The 17,092-nt window shown below is 42.1% G+C and carries 13 protein-coding genes and 4 pseudogenes; all 17 read right to left on the reverse strand.

The features are described 5' to 3' along the window. Positions 1-142 precede the first annotated feature (142 nt). Positions 143-226 (reverse strand): annotated as a pseudogene (locus tag UB51_RS27705) (transcriptional regulator); the annotation flags it as partial. A 38-nt stretch (positions 227-264) separates the two neighbouring features. After that, positions 265-711 (reverse strand): annotated as a pseudogene (locus tag UB51_RS27710) (transposase); the annotation flags it as partial. A 222-nt stretch (positions 712-933) separates the two neighbouring features. After that, a complete protein-coding gene (locus UB51_RS08890; RefSeq protein WP_044876998.1) occupies positions 934-1,662 on the reverse strand; it encodes a GNAT family N-acetyltransferase in 729 nt (242 codons plus the stop codon). 280 nt (positions 1,663-1,942) lie between these two features. Then, positions 1,943-2,113, reverse strand: coding sequence for a GNAT family N-acetyltransferase (locus UB51_RS29670; protein WP_445322373.1), 171 nt, complete (start codon positions 2,111-2,113; stop codon positions 1,943-1,945). Between the two features lie 34 nt (positions 2,114-2,147). Next, positions 2,148-3,180, reverse strand: a pseudogene (locus UB51_RS08895) (serine hydrolase domain-containing protein). A 158-nt stretch (positions 3,181-3,338) separates the two neighbouring features. After that, positions 3,339-4,748, reverse strand: coding sequence for an alpha/beta hydrolase family protein (locus tag UB51_RS08900; RefSeq protein ID WP_044876999.1), 1,410 nt, complete (start codon positions 4,746-4,748; stop codon positions 3,339-3,341). A 248-nt stretch (positions 4,749-4,996) separates the two neighbouring features. Continuing rightward, positions 4,997-7,045, reverse strand: a complete 2,049-nt coding sequence (locus UB51_RS08905) for a serine hydrolase domain-containing protein (RefSeq protein ID WP_044877000.1) — start codon at positions 7,043-7,045, stop codon at positions 4,997-4,999. Positions 7,046-7,231: 186 nt separating this feature from the next. After that, positions 7,232-7,927 (reverse strand): annotated as a pseudogene (locus UB51_RS08910) (serine hydrolase domain-containing protein). A gap of 292 nt (positions 7,928-8,219) precedes the next feature. After that, positions 8,220-8,837 (reverse strand): class I SAM-dependent DNA methyltransferase, encoded by a 618-nt coding sequence (locus UB51_RS08915; protein ID WP_234405584.1) that lies wholly within the window; start codon positions 8,835-8,837, stop codon positions 8,220-8,222. Between the two features lie 137 nt (positions 8,838-8,974). Continuing rightward, positions 8,975-10,177 (reverse strand): MFS transporter, encoded by a 1,203-nt coding sequence (locus tag UB51_RS08920; protein ID WP_044877001.1) that lies wholly within the window; start codon positions 10,175-10,177, stop codon positions 8,975-8,977. 88 nt (positions 10,178-10,265) lie between these two features. Then, the gene (trxA, locus tag UB51_RS08925; RefSeq protein WP_044877002.1) at positions 10,266-10,586 is read right to left on the reverse strand and encodes a thioredoxin; all 321 of its coding nucleotides are present in this window, start codon (positions 10,584-10,586) and stop codon (positions 10,266-10,268) included. Positions 10,587-10,758: 172 nt separating this feature from the next. Then, positions 10,759-11,685 carry an NAD(P)/FAD-dependent oxidoreductase gene (locus UB51_RS08930; RefSeq protein WP_044877003.1) on the reverse strand — a complete coding sequence of 309 codons (927 nt, stop codon included), beginning with the start codon at positions 11,683-11,685 and terminating at the stop codon, positions 10,759-10,761. Between the two features lie 114 nt (positions 11,686-11,799). Beyond that, positions 11,800-12,198 carry an Rrf2 family transcriptional regulator gene (locus UB51_RS08935; protein WP_044877004.1) on the reverse strand — a complete coding sequence of 133 codons (399 nt, stop codon included), beginning with the start codon at positions 12,196-12,198 and terminating at the stop codon, positions 11,800-11,802. 458 nt (positions 12,199-12,656) lie between these two features. Beyond that, positions 12,657-14,396, reverse strand: a complete 1,740-nt coding sequence (locus UB51_RS27035) for a M56 family metallopeptidase (protein ID WP_234405585.1) — start codon at positions 14,394-14,396, stop codon at positions 12,657-12,659. A 133-nt stretch (positions 14,397-14,529) separates the two neighbouring features. Beyond that, positions 14,530-14,940, reverse strand: a complete 411-nt coding sequence (locus tag UB51_RS08945; RefSeq protein WP_044877005.1) for a BlaI/MecI/CopY family transcriptional regulator — start codon at positions 14,938-14,940, stop codon at positions 14,530-14,532. A gap of 435 nt (positions 14,941-15,375) precedes the next feature. After that, a complete protein-coding gene (locus UB51_RS08950; protein WP_234405586.1) occupies positions 15,376-15,672 on the reverse strand; it encodes an InlB B-repeat-containing protein in 297 nt (98 codons plus the stop codon). Positions 15,673-15,768: 96 nt separating this feature from the next. Then, entirely contained in the window at positions 15,769-16,773 is a 1,005-nt protein-coding gene (locus UB51_RS08955; RefSeq protein WP_144406985.1) for a hypothetical protein, read from the reverse strand. Between the last annotated feature and the right edge of the window lie 319 nt (positions 16,774-17,092).

Genomic DNA, 17,092 nt, shown 5'->3' on the forward strand with positions numbered 1-17,092 from the left:
ATTGTCTATTATACTTTGCTCTTCCAAGTGTGACGGCAGCATTCAATCCAGCCGGTCCTTCGCCAATAATGGTGCAATCGTAAATTATGACATTCACTCCCTTTATAAAGATATTAAAGACTTATTTTATCTATGATTAGCAGGATAAGCGATATCCTCCCTTGACTTCAGAAACAGATTCGATCATCCCTGCTTTCACGAGCCTTGTTAGAATTTTCAAGCTATAAATGAGCAAAAATGGATGAAATAATTTCCACTATCAAATTAAGCAAGTTTAAAACGCTCGCAGATGAGATGAAAAGGGATTCCTTTCTGCCCGCATTCATAAACGAGTCGAAGCCGGTCTTGTTGAATCTCTTTATGTACAGCACGCAAGCTATCACCAAACGGATGAGGCTGATCTAATCCTGTCGTGTAATATAAATGAGTAAAAGCAAGTAGAGCCCACAATCTGGTAATCGCGGCGGTGGAGGAACGAACTTGATAACTGTCAAAACCAAGGTTGCTCTTGGACTGACGGAAAAAGATCTCGATTGGCCAACGTTTGGCGTAATAGTTGGGAATCGTCTCCGTATCCAAAGAGACATCGGTGCATAGAAACGCGCGTAAAGCCTTGGGTTCGCCAAAATCGTGTTCCGGCCAACAGAGCAAAACAACGGCGTTGTCGATCTCGTTCAGTGCTCCTTCATAGCGATAAATCCAGTAGGAAGAGTCGCTACTACCTGCTACTGTACAACTCTCGTTTTAATTACTCTAGTTCCTCTTTTAACTCAATTGGAACTTGTATAGGTGTTCGAGACATGTTCTCCCCCTTGTATACATATTACCGATCGCGGCGAGCTGACCAGGCGCAAAAATGTATACATTACACCCTGGCTGCAGCAGCGCCGGTTCGGCCAGCAAAGTATGATAATTTAATTTTGAGTCGGACTCTCAGTCAGTGGAGTCGGGAGAAATCACATCCCATTTTCCAAACAGCGTTAGACCCGCCGCTTTTGCCAGCGACACAGACGCCAGGTTATCGAGCTGGCATCGGTACTGGGGTTCGTATCCCTGATCACAGGCGTACTTGCTGATTGAACGCACCACTTTGCGGGCGTGACCTTTTCCTCTAAAGGGCGTCAGAGTCAGTACGCCGAGATCCGCAATTTGCGCATTCTCCCAGGGATACATGCTGGCGGCGCTGACCAGGCGGTTTTGCTCAAAAGAGCCGAACACCGCCCAGTGATCCAATTCCACATAAGCGTCATCCAAGTCTTGTTCCGAGGCGGAGGACTGGAACTCGGAGAAAACCGCATCATCTTGCTCTGTTAACCGGCACAAGACACCTTCCAGGTTTTCTTGCAGCAATACGTTCTTATCGGCTTCTGAAAAATAAAAAAGATAATCTGCGCCATGCAGAGTGACTCCCGCTTCATTCAATTTCCGGCGAAAGGTCGGTTCAGACAGGTCTTGTCGTTGATAAAGGCCTAACTTATCGGCCAGCGCAGGCGTCACGACCGCCATAACCCGGCCGTCGGAGGTTTCCAGCACCATGACTCGACGGTCTTCGCTTAGGTCAGGGTTGATGGCGACAGTAAAGACTTCATCGCTATAGAGGACGTCTCCGTTAAAAAATTGCGCACGCCAAAAGTCATTTATCGTTTGTGAAAATAAAGGCATATTTCTTACTCCCCCTAAATTAAAATTCTATATAGTTTCATTTCATCTAGTTCTAGGTAAATATCTCTATCAAAATTTTAACTACTTAATCATATCTCTCCCATCCTTAAGTTAAGGACCATCAAACGTTATGTTGAACATAACTACATTGGGTTTATATTTATATTTTAATAATCGCTAACATATCTTTATTTTCTTTATCCATACCGACTTCAACGAAACCAAAGCTGGTGTATAAGTCTTTCGCTACAGGATTATTTGGGTTGTAACACATCTCGATCTATTCTAATCCACCTGTCTGCTTAATTTCATCAAGGGCTAGCAGCAGAGCTTTGCGCCCGATGCCCTTATATTGATAGTTCTGATCAACCATAAATCGCCAAATTGATATTCTCCGTTTTGTTTCAGGCACCCACATGAAAAATCCGACAGGCTTGCCGTCTAAACAAATTGCGCGTGTTTGATAGGAGGGGTTGAATTTTGACTCAACGAGTGACTACATATTCATGCTGATTATCAGCTACAGTTAGATCACAAACATTCTCATAATTACTTAATACAGCAATAGTCAAACGTTCTTCTAGGAAGCGCATAAAGTGTGAACTGTAGCCAGCCCAGAGTCCAGAATGTTCTAAGTAATGACTATCAAAATCTTCGCCAATAGACAAGCCAAAAGCATAATCTTCATATTCAATAATTATCTCACCAGTTGGAGAAGTTTTTGGTCCTACTCTCCCATTCTTTTAACAAGTTCTTTCCCACCAACAGTACCTGTAGTAAAGTTTTGTCCCTATTTTAATAAGTCCTCAACATTTGTATGAACTGCTCCATCTCCAGTATGTTCCCAAGGGCTTTCCAATATTTCATATGCCCCTTGCTCATTCTTCAAGTAGCCACGAGCAACTGGATAATGGGTAGGATAGCAATCCACGCTTGCTATGTCGTTCATGTTTAAAGGTTCAAAAATACGCTCCTTCGAAAACTCACGAAGACGTTTTTCACTAGCTTTTTCAACTACTAAAGATAATAAAAAAATACACTGTATTACTATACCTAAGTTTTGTTCCGACTGGAAACAATTTGATGATTTTCAAGATGTTCTAGTGATTTTCAGCAGTTAATTTATCCGTATCTGAAATCCTCTCTTCTTCAGCTAAATCCATATAATCTACTAATCCACCAGTGTGATGAATTAGATGTCTTAGAGTCACAGGTTTAGCATATGCACCTAGGGTAGGTATATACTTTAATATTGAATCGTCTAGACTCAGTTTACCATCTTGTTCTAATAACAAGATGGTAAATGATGTAAACTGTTTAGAGAGTGATGCGAGATTAAAAATTGTTTTTGTTGTTATTTGGTAGTTTTTTTTCTATCGATTCTAAACCAGCTGCTCCTTTATAAGTTACGCCATCATCGAAACTCGCAATATAAGTACAACCTGGTTCATTTGGTGAGAACTTGTTAAATAATTGTTTAATCGCTGCATCTGTTGTTTGATTGTGTGTATTATTCATATAAATCACCTCATATCGATATAAGAGAAAAAGTAAAAAGGCAAACCCTGCAAGGTTGTCGTAATCGTATGCACCAATAAGCTTCTCCGCCAGCCCTACCAATCCTAAAACCGGACTTATCCATAATCGTATACAACAAAAAGTATGCTATAAGAACATTAATTTGTTTGTAAAGTAAATTTCGGGTGATCACCAATGTTTTGCTCTAATAACTTAAATGGCTGTTGTTTTAAATAGTGATTGAAGAAGTCCAGTGAGTAATCGTTAATAAGTCGATGAGCCTCTCTTATATCGACTCCTTCCATTTTTTCATATAACGGTGAAAACAAATAAGAATCAGAAAAACCGTAATGCATCATATTTTTAAATTTCATCCAATAATTTTTATTATGTGCAGCATCGTTATTCTTTGTCATGATCGTCTCTATAAATCCGCCGAAATCCGAATTATCCGTGCCCTCATCAGCAGTCATCATCATGAATGGTTTCTTCAATCCGCCTACGGAAATTGAACGTTTACCATACGGAACACCATCCATATTGATAGCTGCTTTAATTCTAGAATCCGCCATTACCATTTGAGTCGTTGCTGCCCCACCGAATGAATGACCAAACATACCTATATTTTGCATATCCATGCGGCCTGTAAAACGATGATCTGGATCAGCTTTGGCCAACTTTTCTACTTGATCCAGTACAAATTTAGCATCTTCCACCCATATTTCATTAGTTTGGTTTAATTGAGCAACTGAATCCGAGTCATCCGATATAAGATTAGCTACTCGCCCATCTGGAAAAACAGAAACCATACTGTTATAGGTGTGATCTATACCTACGACAATATATCCATGACTAACTAACTGTTGGATTTGGAAAGTGTTCTGATTTTTGTGCCCACTGAAACCATGTGAGAAAATAAGTACAGAATAAGTAGATTCCTGATTGGATATCCTCGCATTCTCAATGGCATGTGTTTTAACATATCCAAAAGTTGTAAATAAAAATTTAGGTAGATTCATCATGCTACCGTATGCCTTGGCAAATACATCCGCATTAGAATGGTACTTAACCCCTTCACCTTCAGCTGTAGCATCAGCAGGATACCAGATTTGTACCATTAACTCTCGCTTGTCGCCAGATTCCGGTGTCAGAGTTTCTTCCCGTTGATTATCCCGCCAATCATAGGTTACTGTACCAATTTTGTACGAGCCTGTCGGCTTCTCAAAGGTGAATACTGGAAGTATAAGTGGCAGAGCCACTGCTACGGATGAATAAATCACAGCTAGCGCTGTTAGCGTAATCCTCTTTACAGAGGATGCTTTGTTGGCTACTCTCTTCTCAGGCTTGGATTTCAATCTGCTGGCTAGAATTACTAGTGGGACTACTGTCATCGTATAGGCAGGAATCATTTGCCAACGCATGCCTTCAATAACCCCATGCAGCAATGTAATGATGGCGGAAATACCAAAACCAATAAGCAACTGACGCTGCGATTTGTTCTTAGCGAATATGAACCAACCAAATAGAAAAATATTGAAAACAATCAACAACATTTCAAAAAACCTCATAATTCTATGACCTCCACATGATGCTAGTTTATCCATTTGCTAAATTAAAATAATACATACTCCTGTTGGGGCAGATTCAAGCCTTTGCTAACGAAAATTGAAAATGACAAGACTCCTTTTTTGCCATCCCTTCTATTAACTATTAATAGCATGAGTTAATTCATCAATAAACAGATTTCAAGCGCAATGTATGTACCCCCCTTAACCTCCACTTTGAACTTCGGGAGCTCCTCATTTATAGATACGAATTATTTCATTGCGATTTTAAATTCCGAGCCCGGCGTGCCGATAAATACGATCGATCCGTTTTTAGGCAGCGTTACTTTGTTGCTTTTACTCACAAGGCTATGGTTAATGCATACCCCGTTCTCATCATATACTACGAAAGCGCCCTTTGTTGGCAGTCCGACTGTCATCGTCTTGCCTGCCACTGTTTCTGGAATAGTAAACCAATTAGCGTCTCCATTCGTTGATATCGTCGTTGTGGACTGATTTCCTGCATAGATTCCTTTTACTTTCGCTTCACTCACAAAGGAGTAAGCGTTTATCTTCATATATTCGACGCCGTCTTTTTTATAGAAGAGGACTTCAGTCGTATCCCGGCCGTCTACTCCCGGAATTTGGATCTCACTTGTTGCTGTGTTCGGACCTGTAATCTTGCTGTCCTCCCAATAACCTGGCAAACCATTAGAAACACTAATTTGTATGGTCGGATGGCTAAAGAAATACGTATCGGAGCTGTATTTCTCGTTCACGAGGTAATACGTAACGCCTTCCCGTTGTGCCCAAGCATCGGTGGTTTCCTTTGGCAGTACGTTTTCTTTCAGTTTCTCAGCTGTATATTCCGACACTGCTCTTTGTCCCAGCCCTGGTAGTGTTTTATAGTCTCTTTTCCACAAATACGTGCGTCCATTCTTTTCGCTAACGAAGCTAAGTTTGGTAGTTCCGTCCTTGTTAACAAAAGTACCATCTGAAGTATACACGTACTTCTCTTCCGGATCGGATGTCATGGACAGTTCCCCGTCTTCGGTGATGTCTATCCGGAATTGACTTAGATTACGAGCGTAATAACCTGCTTGTTTCACGACATCTTTAGGCATCTTGGCCTTGACGTGTTCGCCAAATGACTTGTCCGGCTTGATGTCCTTGATCTCTCCCTTTTCCTTGAGCGCGTGTAGCAACAATTGGTGGGCTAGTAATTGATTATTGGAACTAGACCCCTCGGATGTTAACACAGCCGCTGCCATCTTTTTCTCAGGAAGCACGACGAGAGAAGCGTGATACGTAGCTATGTCCCCGCCTTTGGACAACCCCTTTATTCCGTAATCAGTGAATGGGTATGGCTTCACGCTATCCCAGCCGAGCCCATAATAATTTTCGGTATCATCCTTTTCTTCTGGCCAGAGACCTCTCTTGTACTCGTTCTGCTCCATCGCCCGTACTGACCTATCAGACAGGACATCACTTGCTTGTCCCATAAATATTTGCGAAAAACGGACCATATCTTCTGCTGTAGAGAGTATTCCTCCTTCGCCGATCGTATTATCTAGTACATTGGGCAGCTGTCCTTTGTACAGCGGGGAATAGGCCGCAGCTAACTGGTAATCTTCCAGTGCATCCTGGGATGTCTTCGTATGATTCATCTGCAATGGTCCTGTAAAATGTTGATGCAAAAATGATGTGAAGCTCATGCCACTGACTCTTTCTACTAGAATCTCGGCAAGCGTAAAGCCGCTATTGGAGTATACGGAGTATGCTCCAGGGTCTGCCTTCAGAGTCTGCTCAGACAATGTCTGTAAAAAAGTATCATGGTAAAAGGTGTCATTATCTTCGAACAAACTTGAATTCGTAGAGCCAGTGCCTCGCAGACCAGAAGCGTGATTCAATAGCATGCGCGGCGTAATGAGCTTATACCTCTCATCCTTCATCTTGAAGTCGGGTATATACTGGATGACGGGAGTATCCAGATCGATCTTTCCTTGGTCCACTAACTTCATGACCGCTGCGGCTGCAACTACTTTGCTTACCGAGCCGATTCCGTATAACGTATCCTTAGTCAGCGGCTGCTTCCCTTCGGTACCGTCCTTGACTATCTGACCAGACAACGTAATTTTCCCATTGTCAATCAGCGCATATTGAACGCTATTTGTCTCGTGAGATTTGAGCAGAAGCGACGCCTTCTCGGCAGCGGTTGTTTTCAATGTTTGGCTAGCCGCAACCGCAGGGGTGGCTCCACTTACTGCAATCAGAGTCAACGCAAGGGTAGTGGATAGCAACCAAGACAGCTTTTTCTTCATAATAAATCCCTCCTGATGTATTTTACTGCGTTATTTAGTTAACCTAACCCAAGTCAATGTTCAAATAACAAGGTTGTAGCACGACATATTAGTATGAAAAAGAAGGTGGACTCGTTTTACGCTGGGCATTTTAAATTGTTTTAAATTTCGATAGTAGCGGATATTCTTACGTCGATTGTCATACGACTACTTTGTCATTTTATTTGCATATCTTTTAGTAAAATCACCATCCCCATAATTACTTAGTACCGCAATAGTCAAACGTTCTTCCGGAAAACGCATAAAGTGTGAAGTGAATCCAGCCCATTGTCCTGAATGTTCCAAGTAATAACTATCAAATCTTTTGCTAAAAGGCTTTTTCCGCTCGCTTTTTCAACTATTAAAGATAATAAAAAGTATCCTGTATTGCTGTAGTCAAATTTTGTTCCCACTGGGAATTTTTTTTTTATAGTTTTGAAGGTATTCTAGCGATTCTTTCGCGGTTAATTTTTCAGTCTCGTTAACACCCATTGCTCTAGCTAAATACATATAATCAACTAATCCGCCTGTGTGATGAACAAGATGTCTTATTGTCACAGGTTGAACATGTGATCCAAGAGAAGGTACATACTTCAAAATTGAATCATCTAGACTCAATTTACCTTCTTGCTCTAGCAGTAAAATTGCAAATACTGTGAATTGTTTAGAGACTGAAGCAATATTAAAAATTGTTTTTGTCGTTATCGGAAGTTTTTTCTCTATCGAATCCAAACCAACGGCCCCTTTATAAGTTACGCCATCGTCGAAGCTCGCAATATAAGCATAACCGGGTTGATCTAGCGATATTTTATTAAATAATTGTTTAATCGCAGCATCTGTTGTTGGATTGTATGTACTATTCACAGTACCTTTTGGCTATTGATTTTCATTTTTTGTTGAATTAGAAGAAGAGTGACTTTATTCAGAAGTTTGAACAATCGGCGTCGAATTTGTATCCTCTTGTGTTTTTTTTGTCTGAAGAAGGGGAAGATGCTGATAAAGTTAACGAAGACGACAACATAAGCGACACAGTGGATGCAACAATACTTGCTTTTCTAATTTAGATTATATTCTACGACAATAATATTCATTTTTGTTCCCCCTTCCTACAAACGGTAATAATGGATGAGGATAAAGTAGAAAACGGAGTCTTATCCTAGTCTGAATATTGGCTCTCAATACAGAATCCGTGGCTTGTTAACATAGACTTAAGAGTATTATTATCAGTAAAACGACATGCAATTTGGGAAGTAGATTTCTTATATCCCCAATCACGGAAAGTAACCCAGTGCATGATATGATTTCTTTCATCATAAGATTGCGTTCCAGATACCTTCACGTGAAATCCATCCTTATCTATAAATTGCCCCCAAGTTGTTTCTTCTTGGCTTGATAAGTCAGTTCCCATAGGGTTACGTGTTTCAAAGGCAAATATCCCATTAGGTTTTAAATGCATATAAACTGTTTTGAGCAAGCAACTTTGATCTTCATCACTCAGAAATGCTTGAAATGCATTTCCTGTTAAATAAATCATGGAAAAACGCTTCTCCGATTTAAATGTCCGAGCATCCCCATCAAGAAAAATTGCAGACAAACCTTTTGCTTTAGTCCTTGCATATTCAAGCATTGTTGAAGAAATATCAACACCAGTAATATTTATACCAGACTGTGATAAAGGTATTGTTGTTAATCCTGTACCACATGCAAGCTCTAGAACTTCTCCTGGGTTCGAATTAGCAAGTTCAAGATAAAAATTATATTTTAATCTCACCACCAAATTCTAGATCATAATTTACGGGGTCTCGATATTCTTCTAGATTATTGTGCTCGCTTAGCATAGTATCACCCCCCAATAACAAATATCCGGATTCAGCTCACGATAGCTTCTATAACGGACTCTTTAAAGTGCATTCAAAATGGTGCTATAGATTTTTCAACCACTGGTGATACACGTTTAACAAAAAATGTAGATAGGAATCCCAACAGTAAGAAGCATGCCAAGATTGAGAAAGCGAGGATATAATTACCCGTTCGGAGGAGCTGAATGACTAGGATTGGTCCAATGGTAGCACCTGAATTCACTACAACCGAATAAATAGAAATCGCCGCACCTCTTGAGGCTCCGCCTAGTTCACCGACCAGTGAAACCAATGAAGGGATGGCGATTGCAATGCCGGATACAAATACGACGCTCATGACAATAATAAACACCATATTTGCACCAAATCCTAAGAGGATCAATCCGATAGCAGATAGGATGATTGCGCTTCTAAGTATCGGTATCACGCTATATCGCTTAATCAGACCGCTGGAAAAAAGAGACATTAGCATCCCTAAAATCCCTACTGAACGCACATATAAAATCTGTTGATTCGTGAACCCGAAAAGAGAACTGCTTAAAAATTCCCCCAATGCAGTGTACATGCCCACAAAGGAAAGCAGCATGACTAATGCGATTACATAAGCAAACCATAGTGACCTTTGTGCCAGTGTCTTTCTCATTTGATTAAATGCATTCGCAACACTAGTGCCGTTCGGCGGGAGGTTTGGTATAAAGAATAACATTAGTAGTGTTAATAAAAAATAAATCGCTGCCAAAATGATGAACACATACTGCCAACCTAGATGAGAAGTGATGAAGCTACTGTACACTTGCCCGATAATTCCAGCCATCAGAAAACTTGCACTCATGCAACTAACTGCAAATACCCTTTTATTTTGTGGGAACAATTCCATCACATAGGGAAGCACTACGGGAGAAAAAGTAGCTGCAGTCAAGCCTTGTATTCCTCTGAACATAATAACTGAGGATAAACTGCTTTGAAACCCTAGAAAGATAGTAACAATCGTTAACGCAGCTAATCCCCAAAGCATGATTTTTTTTCGGCCAAAACGATCAGATAATGGTCCAAACAGTAAGCATCCAACAGCGAAACATAACGTAAACAAACTACTCGCCCATACTGCTTGCCCTTCTGATACCGAAAATTCTCTTGAAAGTACGGGGATTAAGGGAATTGTGACATAGAAGCTTGACATAATTACCAATCCCGCAAAAAACAATATCAATATAATGAAAGAATTAGGTTGTGCTGTTTTATCTAACTTCTTCATTCATTTTATCTCCTCTTAAAATTTAACAACTCAACTTAACGAAAGCCGCCGATTGGGCCGGCGGCTTTCGTTGGGAGTTTTACGTTGTTTAATTATTTTTATCTGGTATGAACTGTTTTAATGTATCAATATGAACAGCCCCAACAATTTTATCGATCGGCTCACCATTTTTAAGAAGAATCGTAGTTGGAAGGCTCAAAATTCCATAATGAGCGGCAGTATTTGGTTGTTCGTCTACATTGATTTTTAGCACCCTCACTACTTTGCTATACTCCTGATCGAACCTCTCGAGTATAGGTGCAAAAGCGCGGCAAGGTCCGCACCAAGGCGCCCAAAAATTAACTAATGTAAAACCTTCATTTTTCAAATCACTTTCAAAGGTTGTATCCGTAGAGTGACAAATAGTCATGTGTATCTTCCTCCATTTCATAATTTTTCACACATTTTCCACTACCAATGATGAATCGACTGGATATCATCACCTCCTTAAACTTAAACAACACATCTGAAATCGAAAAGCTTTGGTACGTACATCCCCAATCCAACTTTTTTGAGATATTAAAGATTTTTTATATCCGTAATTAACCCTCAGGTGAACTCCCACGATTTGTAAAATCTTCCTCCGTCAAATCCATATTTACGCTCATAGCAGTTTGGCTACCGTCCGCTGCAGCAAAAACCACTTGGGAAGGAGCCACGTACGAAGTATCTCCAGCGATATATAAACCAGGTATTGCGGACCTCCCCTTTCCGTCCGTTTTAATCCCGCCCGAGGCCGTCACTCCACAGCCTAATCGTTCTGCGAACGGAACGCTTTGCACAAATTTAGGAGTCACGAAGCCGCCAGCCCTCGGAATTTGAGTTCCGTCTGCAAAGCGAACATGTTCAAGCTGCCCATTCTGGCCAATGAAAGCTGCAATAGGTAGCTCCATTACCACAATATCCTTTGATTGAAGCTGCTTTTTGTGCTCATCTGACAGAGACGCCTTGCCGTTCGTACAGACAACCAAATTCTCGCTCCAATTGAGAAGCAGTTTAGCCGTATGAAATAGGTTTGGATATTCGGAAACAACAACAAGCGGTTGATCTTGAAGCTCCCAGCCGTCGCAATAGGGACAATTGAACAAGCTTTTCCCGTAAAGCGGATAAAAGCCTTCAATATCTGGATATATCTCCTTTACGCCTGTTGCCAAGATCAGTTTTCGCGCTTGAAGGTGAAGGCCAGCAGAATCAACTAACTCAAATCCGAATTGGGTAGTGTCAACGGAAACAACTTCGTTTTGAAGATGATCGACTAACGGATAACTTTTAACCTCCTCAAGAGCAATTCTGCGGAACTCGGCCGGCGTTACGCCGTCTCTCGTAATAAATCCGTGAGACGCATGTGTAACAGCATTTCTGGGTCGATTGTTGTCAATGATAGCCACGCTTCTTCTTGCCCTTCCAAGGATGAGGGCTGCATTCAACCCGGCCGGTCCTCCACCAATAATGGCGCATTCGTAAATCATGACGCTCAACTCCTTTATATAGACTTTAAAGACTCTTTATATCTATTATTGAACAAAAAATATTTTGATGTATATCAAACTCCTCCCCTCCTTTCAATATAAAATGGCTCAACCTTAAACCTGCGTTTGCTTTTGGACCAGATCCGTCAACTTCGTGTTTTTAAGATGGCTTTCCATTTTCTCTTCTGCTTCCTTCATTACAGCTTGAATCGAGCATTCGTCGCCGTGGACAAAATCACATTCAAATAAGGATGCAGTGCCCTCAATAGCGTGGATAATATCCAAAAATGTAATATCGTCTTTCTTGCGAGATAAGCGATATCCTCCGTTGACTCCGGAAACAGACTCGATCATCCCTGCTTTCACGAGCCTTGTTAAAATTTTGGATAAATAGGTTGGTGAAACACCTTGTAATTCTGCTAACTGCTGAACACCTATCGGCTTAATCGGAGAAGCGTCAAGGAGCGCGAGCATAGTGTGCAAAGCATAATTGGTTGCTTTTGTAAATCTCATGGTAACACCCCATTCAAAGACTTATTGTATCTATAATATCCTCGAAATCACTAATGTGTCAAGTTGAACCTTTTCATAATTTTCGCAATATATGCGGTTCGATGCTCACACTCATTGCCATCGCGTGTAGTGAGCCGCCATAGGATTATAGCCGCTGGTCCGTTCGGGGTTGCTGCCAACCGCTTGAAGAAGCGCAAATTGACTGCGTCATGGCGGACATGGACCGGTAACGGGGAACGGTGGGATAACCGCCGTTTTTCGCTCCCCCCTCGATTGGCGTTAGACTTCTCGGGCTGTTGACGTGCCTGACACACAAGCGCTCACGACAATGACGGTGATTTTTTGCACCGACAAAGTACGTGAGCGCTGACCATTTCGTTCCGCATTTTGGTTATCTATAACGTCTAATTCCACCCCCCGTTTGCCGCTTTAAGCCCAGACGTCAAGGACAGCACGTTTTATTTGGCATCCAATGTAGGTCTTATTACCGTTTCTTCTACCATGGCGCCATTTTTGGTCGTGTGGTACTTGAAGCGGTAATTTTTAGATTGGTTATCCCACTTCACTTCACTAAGTATAGCCCCTTTGAAATTAGCATCTTGATTCAAGACCGTTTTCATCGCTTCTTCCGCCGTTTTTGGCACTTTCGGTTCAATTTCGTTCGCGTCGTCAAATTCCATGACTATCTGGCTTACACGTAAATCAGTTTTGTTTTGCGAAAAGTCGTTACTTAGTTGAACGGTAAAGTTCTTTCCAGTCAACGCATACGTTACAAGATCGCTTAATTTAGCATTCTTGTCATCATAGTGTCGATAAATGATCACTTCTTTGTCAAATGCGTAGGTTATGTTTGGATACAGCTTTTTCAGCTCTTGAAGGGCCTTATCCTGATCCTTTTTACTGATATTATGGAGTGGGAGCTTCTCACTAACAGTTATATACTTAACGTCTTTAGTATCAAATAAGATTCCAAATTTTCCGTCTACCGATTCAACTTCCACAAACTCCGTGTTGACGGCATCATAACTGAACTCGCCAACATCCTGTAACTTGACCTCTTTCCCTGCTACTTGCTTTAACACTTTTTGCAGCTTTGCGGCTACCGTTTGGTCGAGCTGAATCTTCTTCTTCTCTGGTTGCTGCTGATCTTGCGTAGCCTCAGCAGCTTTTGAATCCTGCTCTGCTTGCACGGAAGCCTTTTGCGGTATGCTCGCGGCGTTGCTTTCCTTAGCGTTCACCAACGTCACGCTGCCAAGCGCGAGAATCATTCCCAACCCCAAAATAGACAGACGATAGGATTTTTTGTTGAATTGTTTAATCATTATAAGTCTCCTTTTCATTTCTTTATGTGTCGCGGACAAGCCGGCAAGCCCCGGCTTATGATGGCTGCCTGAAAAATGCTCCAGCACATGAATAATGGTTTGTCCGTATGCACTATTTTGCTGCGGGCCCATCCGGTCCAACACGCATGCATCGCAGGCCATCTCCTGGGCCTGTCTTGCTTTATGTGCGGCAAGCCATATCAATGGATTAAACCAGTGGAGAATAAGGATGATGTGTATCACCCAATTCACTGCCACATCCCGCCGCTGAATATGTGCGAACTCATGCGCCAGAATATATTGAAGCTGCTTCTTCCGCAACGTGACGAGCAGTCTTGGCGAAATGACGACCGCAGGTTCACGAAAACCGACTACGGCAGGTCCGGGAATCCGTTCCGATGCTACAAACCGTACTTTACGATTTATGCCCAATAGCTGCTTCGTCTCTTGAAACGCTGCCGATAAAAATGGCGTTTCGATGGATCGACCTGCACGCAGGGCCCGCTTTAATCGAAGCTGGTCGTATACCGTTTTCGCAGCAAGAAACAATACCCCCGCAAGCCATACCAGCATCAGCCCATTGGTAAAACCCAGTTGCTTGATCTTATTCCACCAGAAGCCGCGCTCCTGCACGGTTCCCGATTCATGGGATAGAGCAGGTATTCCCGAAATTTCGCTTGTTTCCGGTTTTAAATAGCGCTCACCATGAACCGCCGCCTCGCTTGCTCTCCCCGCTTCCCTCCAAACCGAAGGATCTTGGGTCTTCTGATGAATTCCGGGCGCTATGGCTTCCAGAGACAAAACATTGTACAGGCTAAGCGAAGATTCCGGCGCCCAAGGAAGCAGCAGACGAATCGCCACAGGCAGCCAAATCAAATATTTCCATCTAGCTTGTTTTTTAATAGAAACTGCAGGATCAGGACAAGTAGGACCAGGATGCCGGCCATAAATGATCCGCGGATCACCCAGCCAAAAAACGATAACAAGCTTGCATGTAATGTTGGACCCATCAGCTATCTCTCTTTTCCGGCCCGCCGTCTATGCAGTTTTCGTCAAATAAAGCCTTCAGATCCTCGATTTCCTGCGCATTCAGCTTTTTATCCTCTAAAAAATTGGCTAACATTGGCTTTAATGCACCGCCATACAGCTTTTTCACAAAAGATGTGGTTTCAGACCGTAGATATTCCTGCTCGCTGATGATGGGGTAAAATAGCTGGGTACGCTTCGAACCCTTTTCCAGCTTTGCCCCCGCTGCTTCCTTCTGCACCAATCGATTCAGGAGTGTCCGCGTTGTGTTCGGGCTCCAGCCCATTTTCTCTGCCATCTGCTTTACGACTTCGCTGGAAGGGCAATCCGGATTTACCCATAACACGCGCATAATTTCCAGCTCTGCATCCGTAACCGCTGGTATTTGGTTCATACATGTAACCTCCAAGGTCAATTTATAAGACTACGTATGTAGTTATAAATCCATCCTACATTTGTAGTTTGGTAATGTCAACATATTGTTACATGCAAAAATCCTTAATGCTGCATGGATACTTTTGATATTACGTTCATTTTGTATAGTTCCTCCCATATGATTGTTATCAAAACTACAACTGTAGTCTATTTCTTATATACTACAGTTGTAGTTATATGATGTCAATACCTTTGTTACAAAATCGCTTCATCGTTTTGGCTAAGAGCAAACAACAACAAGAAGCGCATGGAATTGAACAAGGGGTAGCTCACTCTAGTTGCCAACGCAAAAACACCTCCAAGATTATCTCCATATCTTACGACATGGTTCGATTCTCTTGAAGGTGTTTTGATTTGTCTCACGTTATGGGGTCAGTCCCCACCGACGGCAACCCTATTTCGAGAGCTTCTTTATCGCTGCCAACTTCCCGGCAGAAGACTCATCCGTAGACGAAGTCCACTTTGCATAAAGAACCGTATTGTCGGTGACCACGTGGGTATCAAAGTTCCACGCTGTCGTATAGCTTTCGTCTGTATACCAGCCTCCGAATTTATATCCGTTCCTCGTTGGGTCCGTTGATGGTTTGGATGCAAGATCGCCAACAGGTACAGCCTGATGCGGAATATAGCTTCCTCCCCGACCCGTTTTAAACTCAACAGCATTCAGGCCTTCATTCCCAATTTGATGCACACCGATATCGAGCACATCATCTGGCCGAATGGCGTTTCCAAAGAAGTCGCGTGTTAAAGGGAAAATTTTGCTTAGGTCCCGCCGTCCTTCAAGCGTTTAATCTGCTCGAAATCCAGCGCCTACCGCAATATTTTGGTCTGCTGACTTGAGCTTGAAGCCTGCTAGCTTAGACACATCAAATTCTGAGCGGGCAATCGCTTTGCCGATCCCAGTATTTCTCGAGTTGAACAGAACTGTATTCTTATCCCCGTTCTTAACAATAGTTCCGTTGGTTGGAATGACGTCTTTAGGAATGACGTCAATATCCAGAGACTGTTCTATACTTGCCAGTATAGTTGTCGGGTCTGCATAAATGTTATGCGATCCATAAACGCCTGAAGCAAATTTGCTTCGATCGATCAGAGTTTGCGGATAAATGATATTGTAATCGAAGCTGCCATGCGTCATGGCGCTCTTTGAACCTATGTCGAAGACACTAATCGTATCCTTGCCATACAAAATATTGTTATAAAAGTGACTCCAGATCGGACCTGTGCTGCTTGTACCGAATATTCGCGTCGTGTTTGCGCCAAGTTTGAATATATTGTTGTGAATAATTGGATAATCTACGCTGCCCGAGCTGCCGCCAACCGCATAATAAAACAAATGCGAGTATGCCGCAGATCCTTCTTGGGGACTGCCATCGTCAATACTAATGTTGTAACGTACAATGCTGTTCTTCGATCCCGGCATGAACAACATGAAGCCGCCATAATTGTTTCGGCTATAGTTATATTGATATACTGCCCCGTCATTGAAACTATCAATGTCAAATGCTTCGCCATCGGCGCAATTGTACGGGTTATCCACCACTTCGTTAAACTCCATCACGGAATCCTTGACGCCCATGAACCACAGAGCGGCATAATTAGCCACACTGATATATTTGCCAACCCCATCGGTGATGTTTGGACCTTCCCGGTTCGGCTTCGCGTCAGTTAAATACGTTTTTCCAAAACCCGTAATATAGTTGTATCGAGCTTCGCCCTCAAGAGCGTTGGAAAGAACCATCGCATCGCCAGAGCCATTAGCCATGTAATTGTTGAAGTAACGCACCTTCATAATGGCGGGATATCCGCTCTTGGTCCAACCGTCCGGGTGGAAACCTGTAACATTTTATCTCCTCCAACAGACAAAGGCTATACAGGTATCACAGTTTGACTTGGTACTGGAAAAGGACAGGAACTGAAAGATAAAAAACTAAAAACCATTGTACTTTATCAATCTACTTGAAAAGCAAACAAACCGAGAGCGTTTTTAATTTATCTCGGTTTGTTTATATTTCTAAGTCATTCGCTTGTTTTAAGTATAAGCATGAAAAAAGAATCGTTGTTGTCTGCTATAGTTTCTTGTGTCAAAAACGATATAGGTAGCATAACAG

Origin of the sequence: Paenibacillus sp. IHBB 10380 (assembly GCF_000949425.1) — a bacterium.
Taxonomy (GTDB): domain Bacteria; phylum Bacillota; class Bacilli; order Paenibacillales; family Paenibacillaceae; genus Paenibacillus_AQ.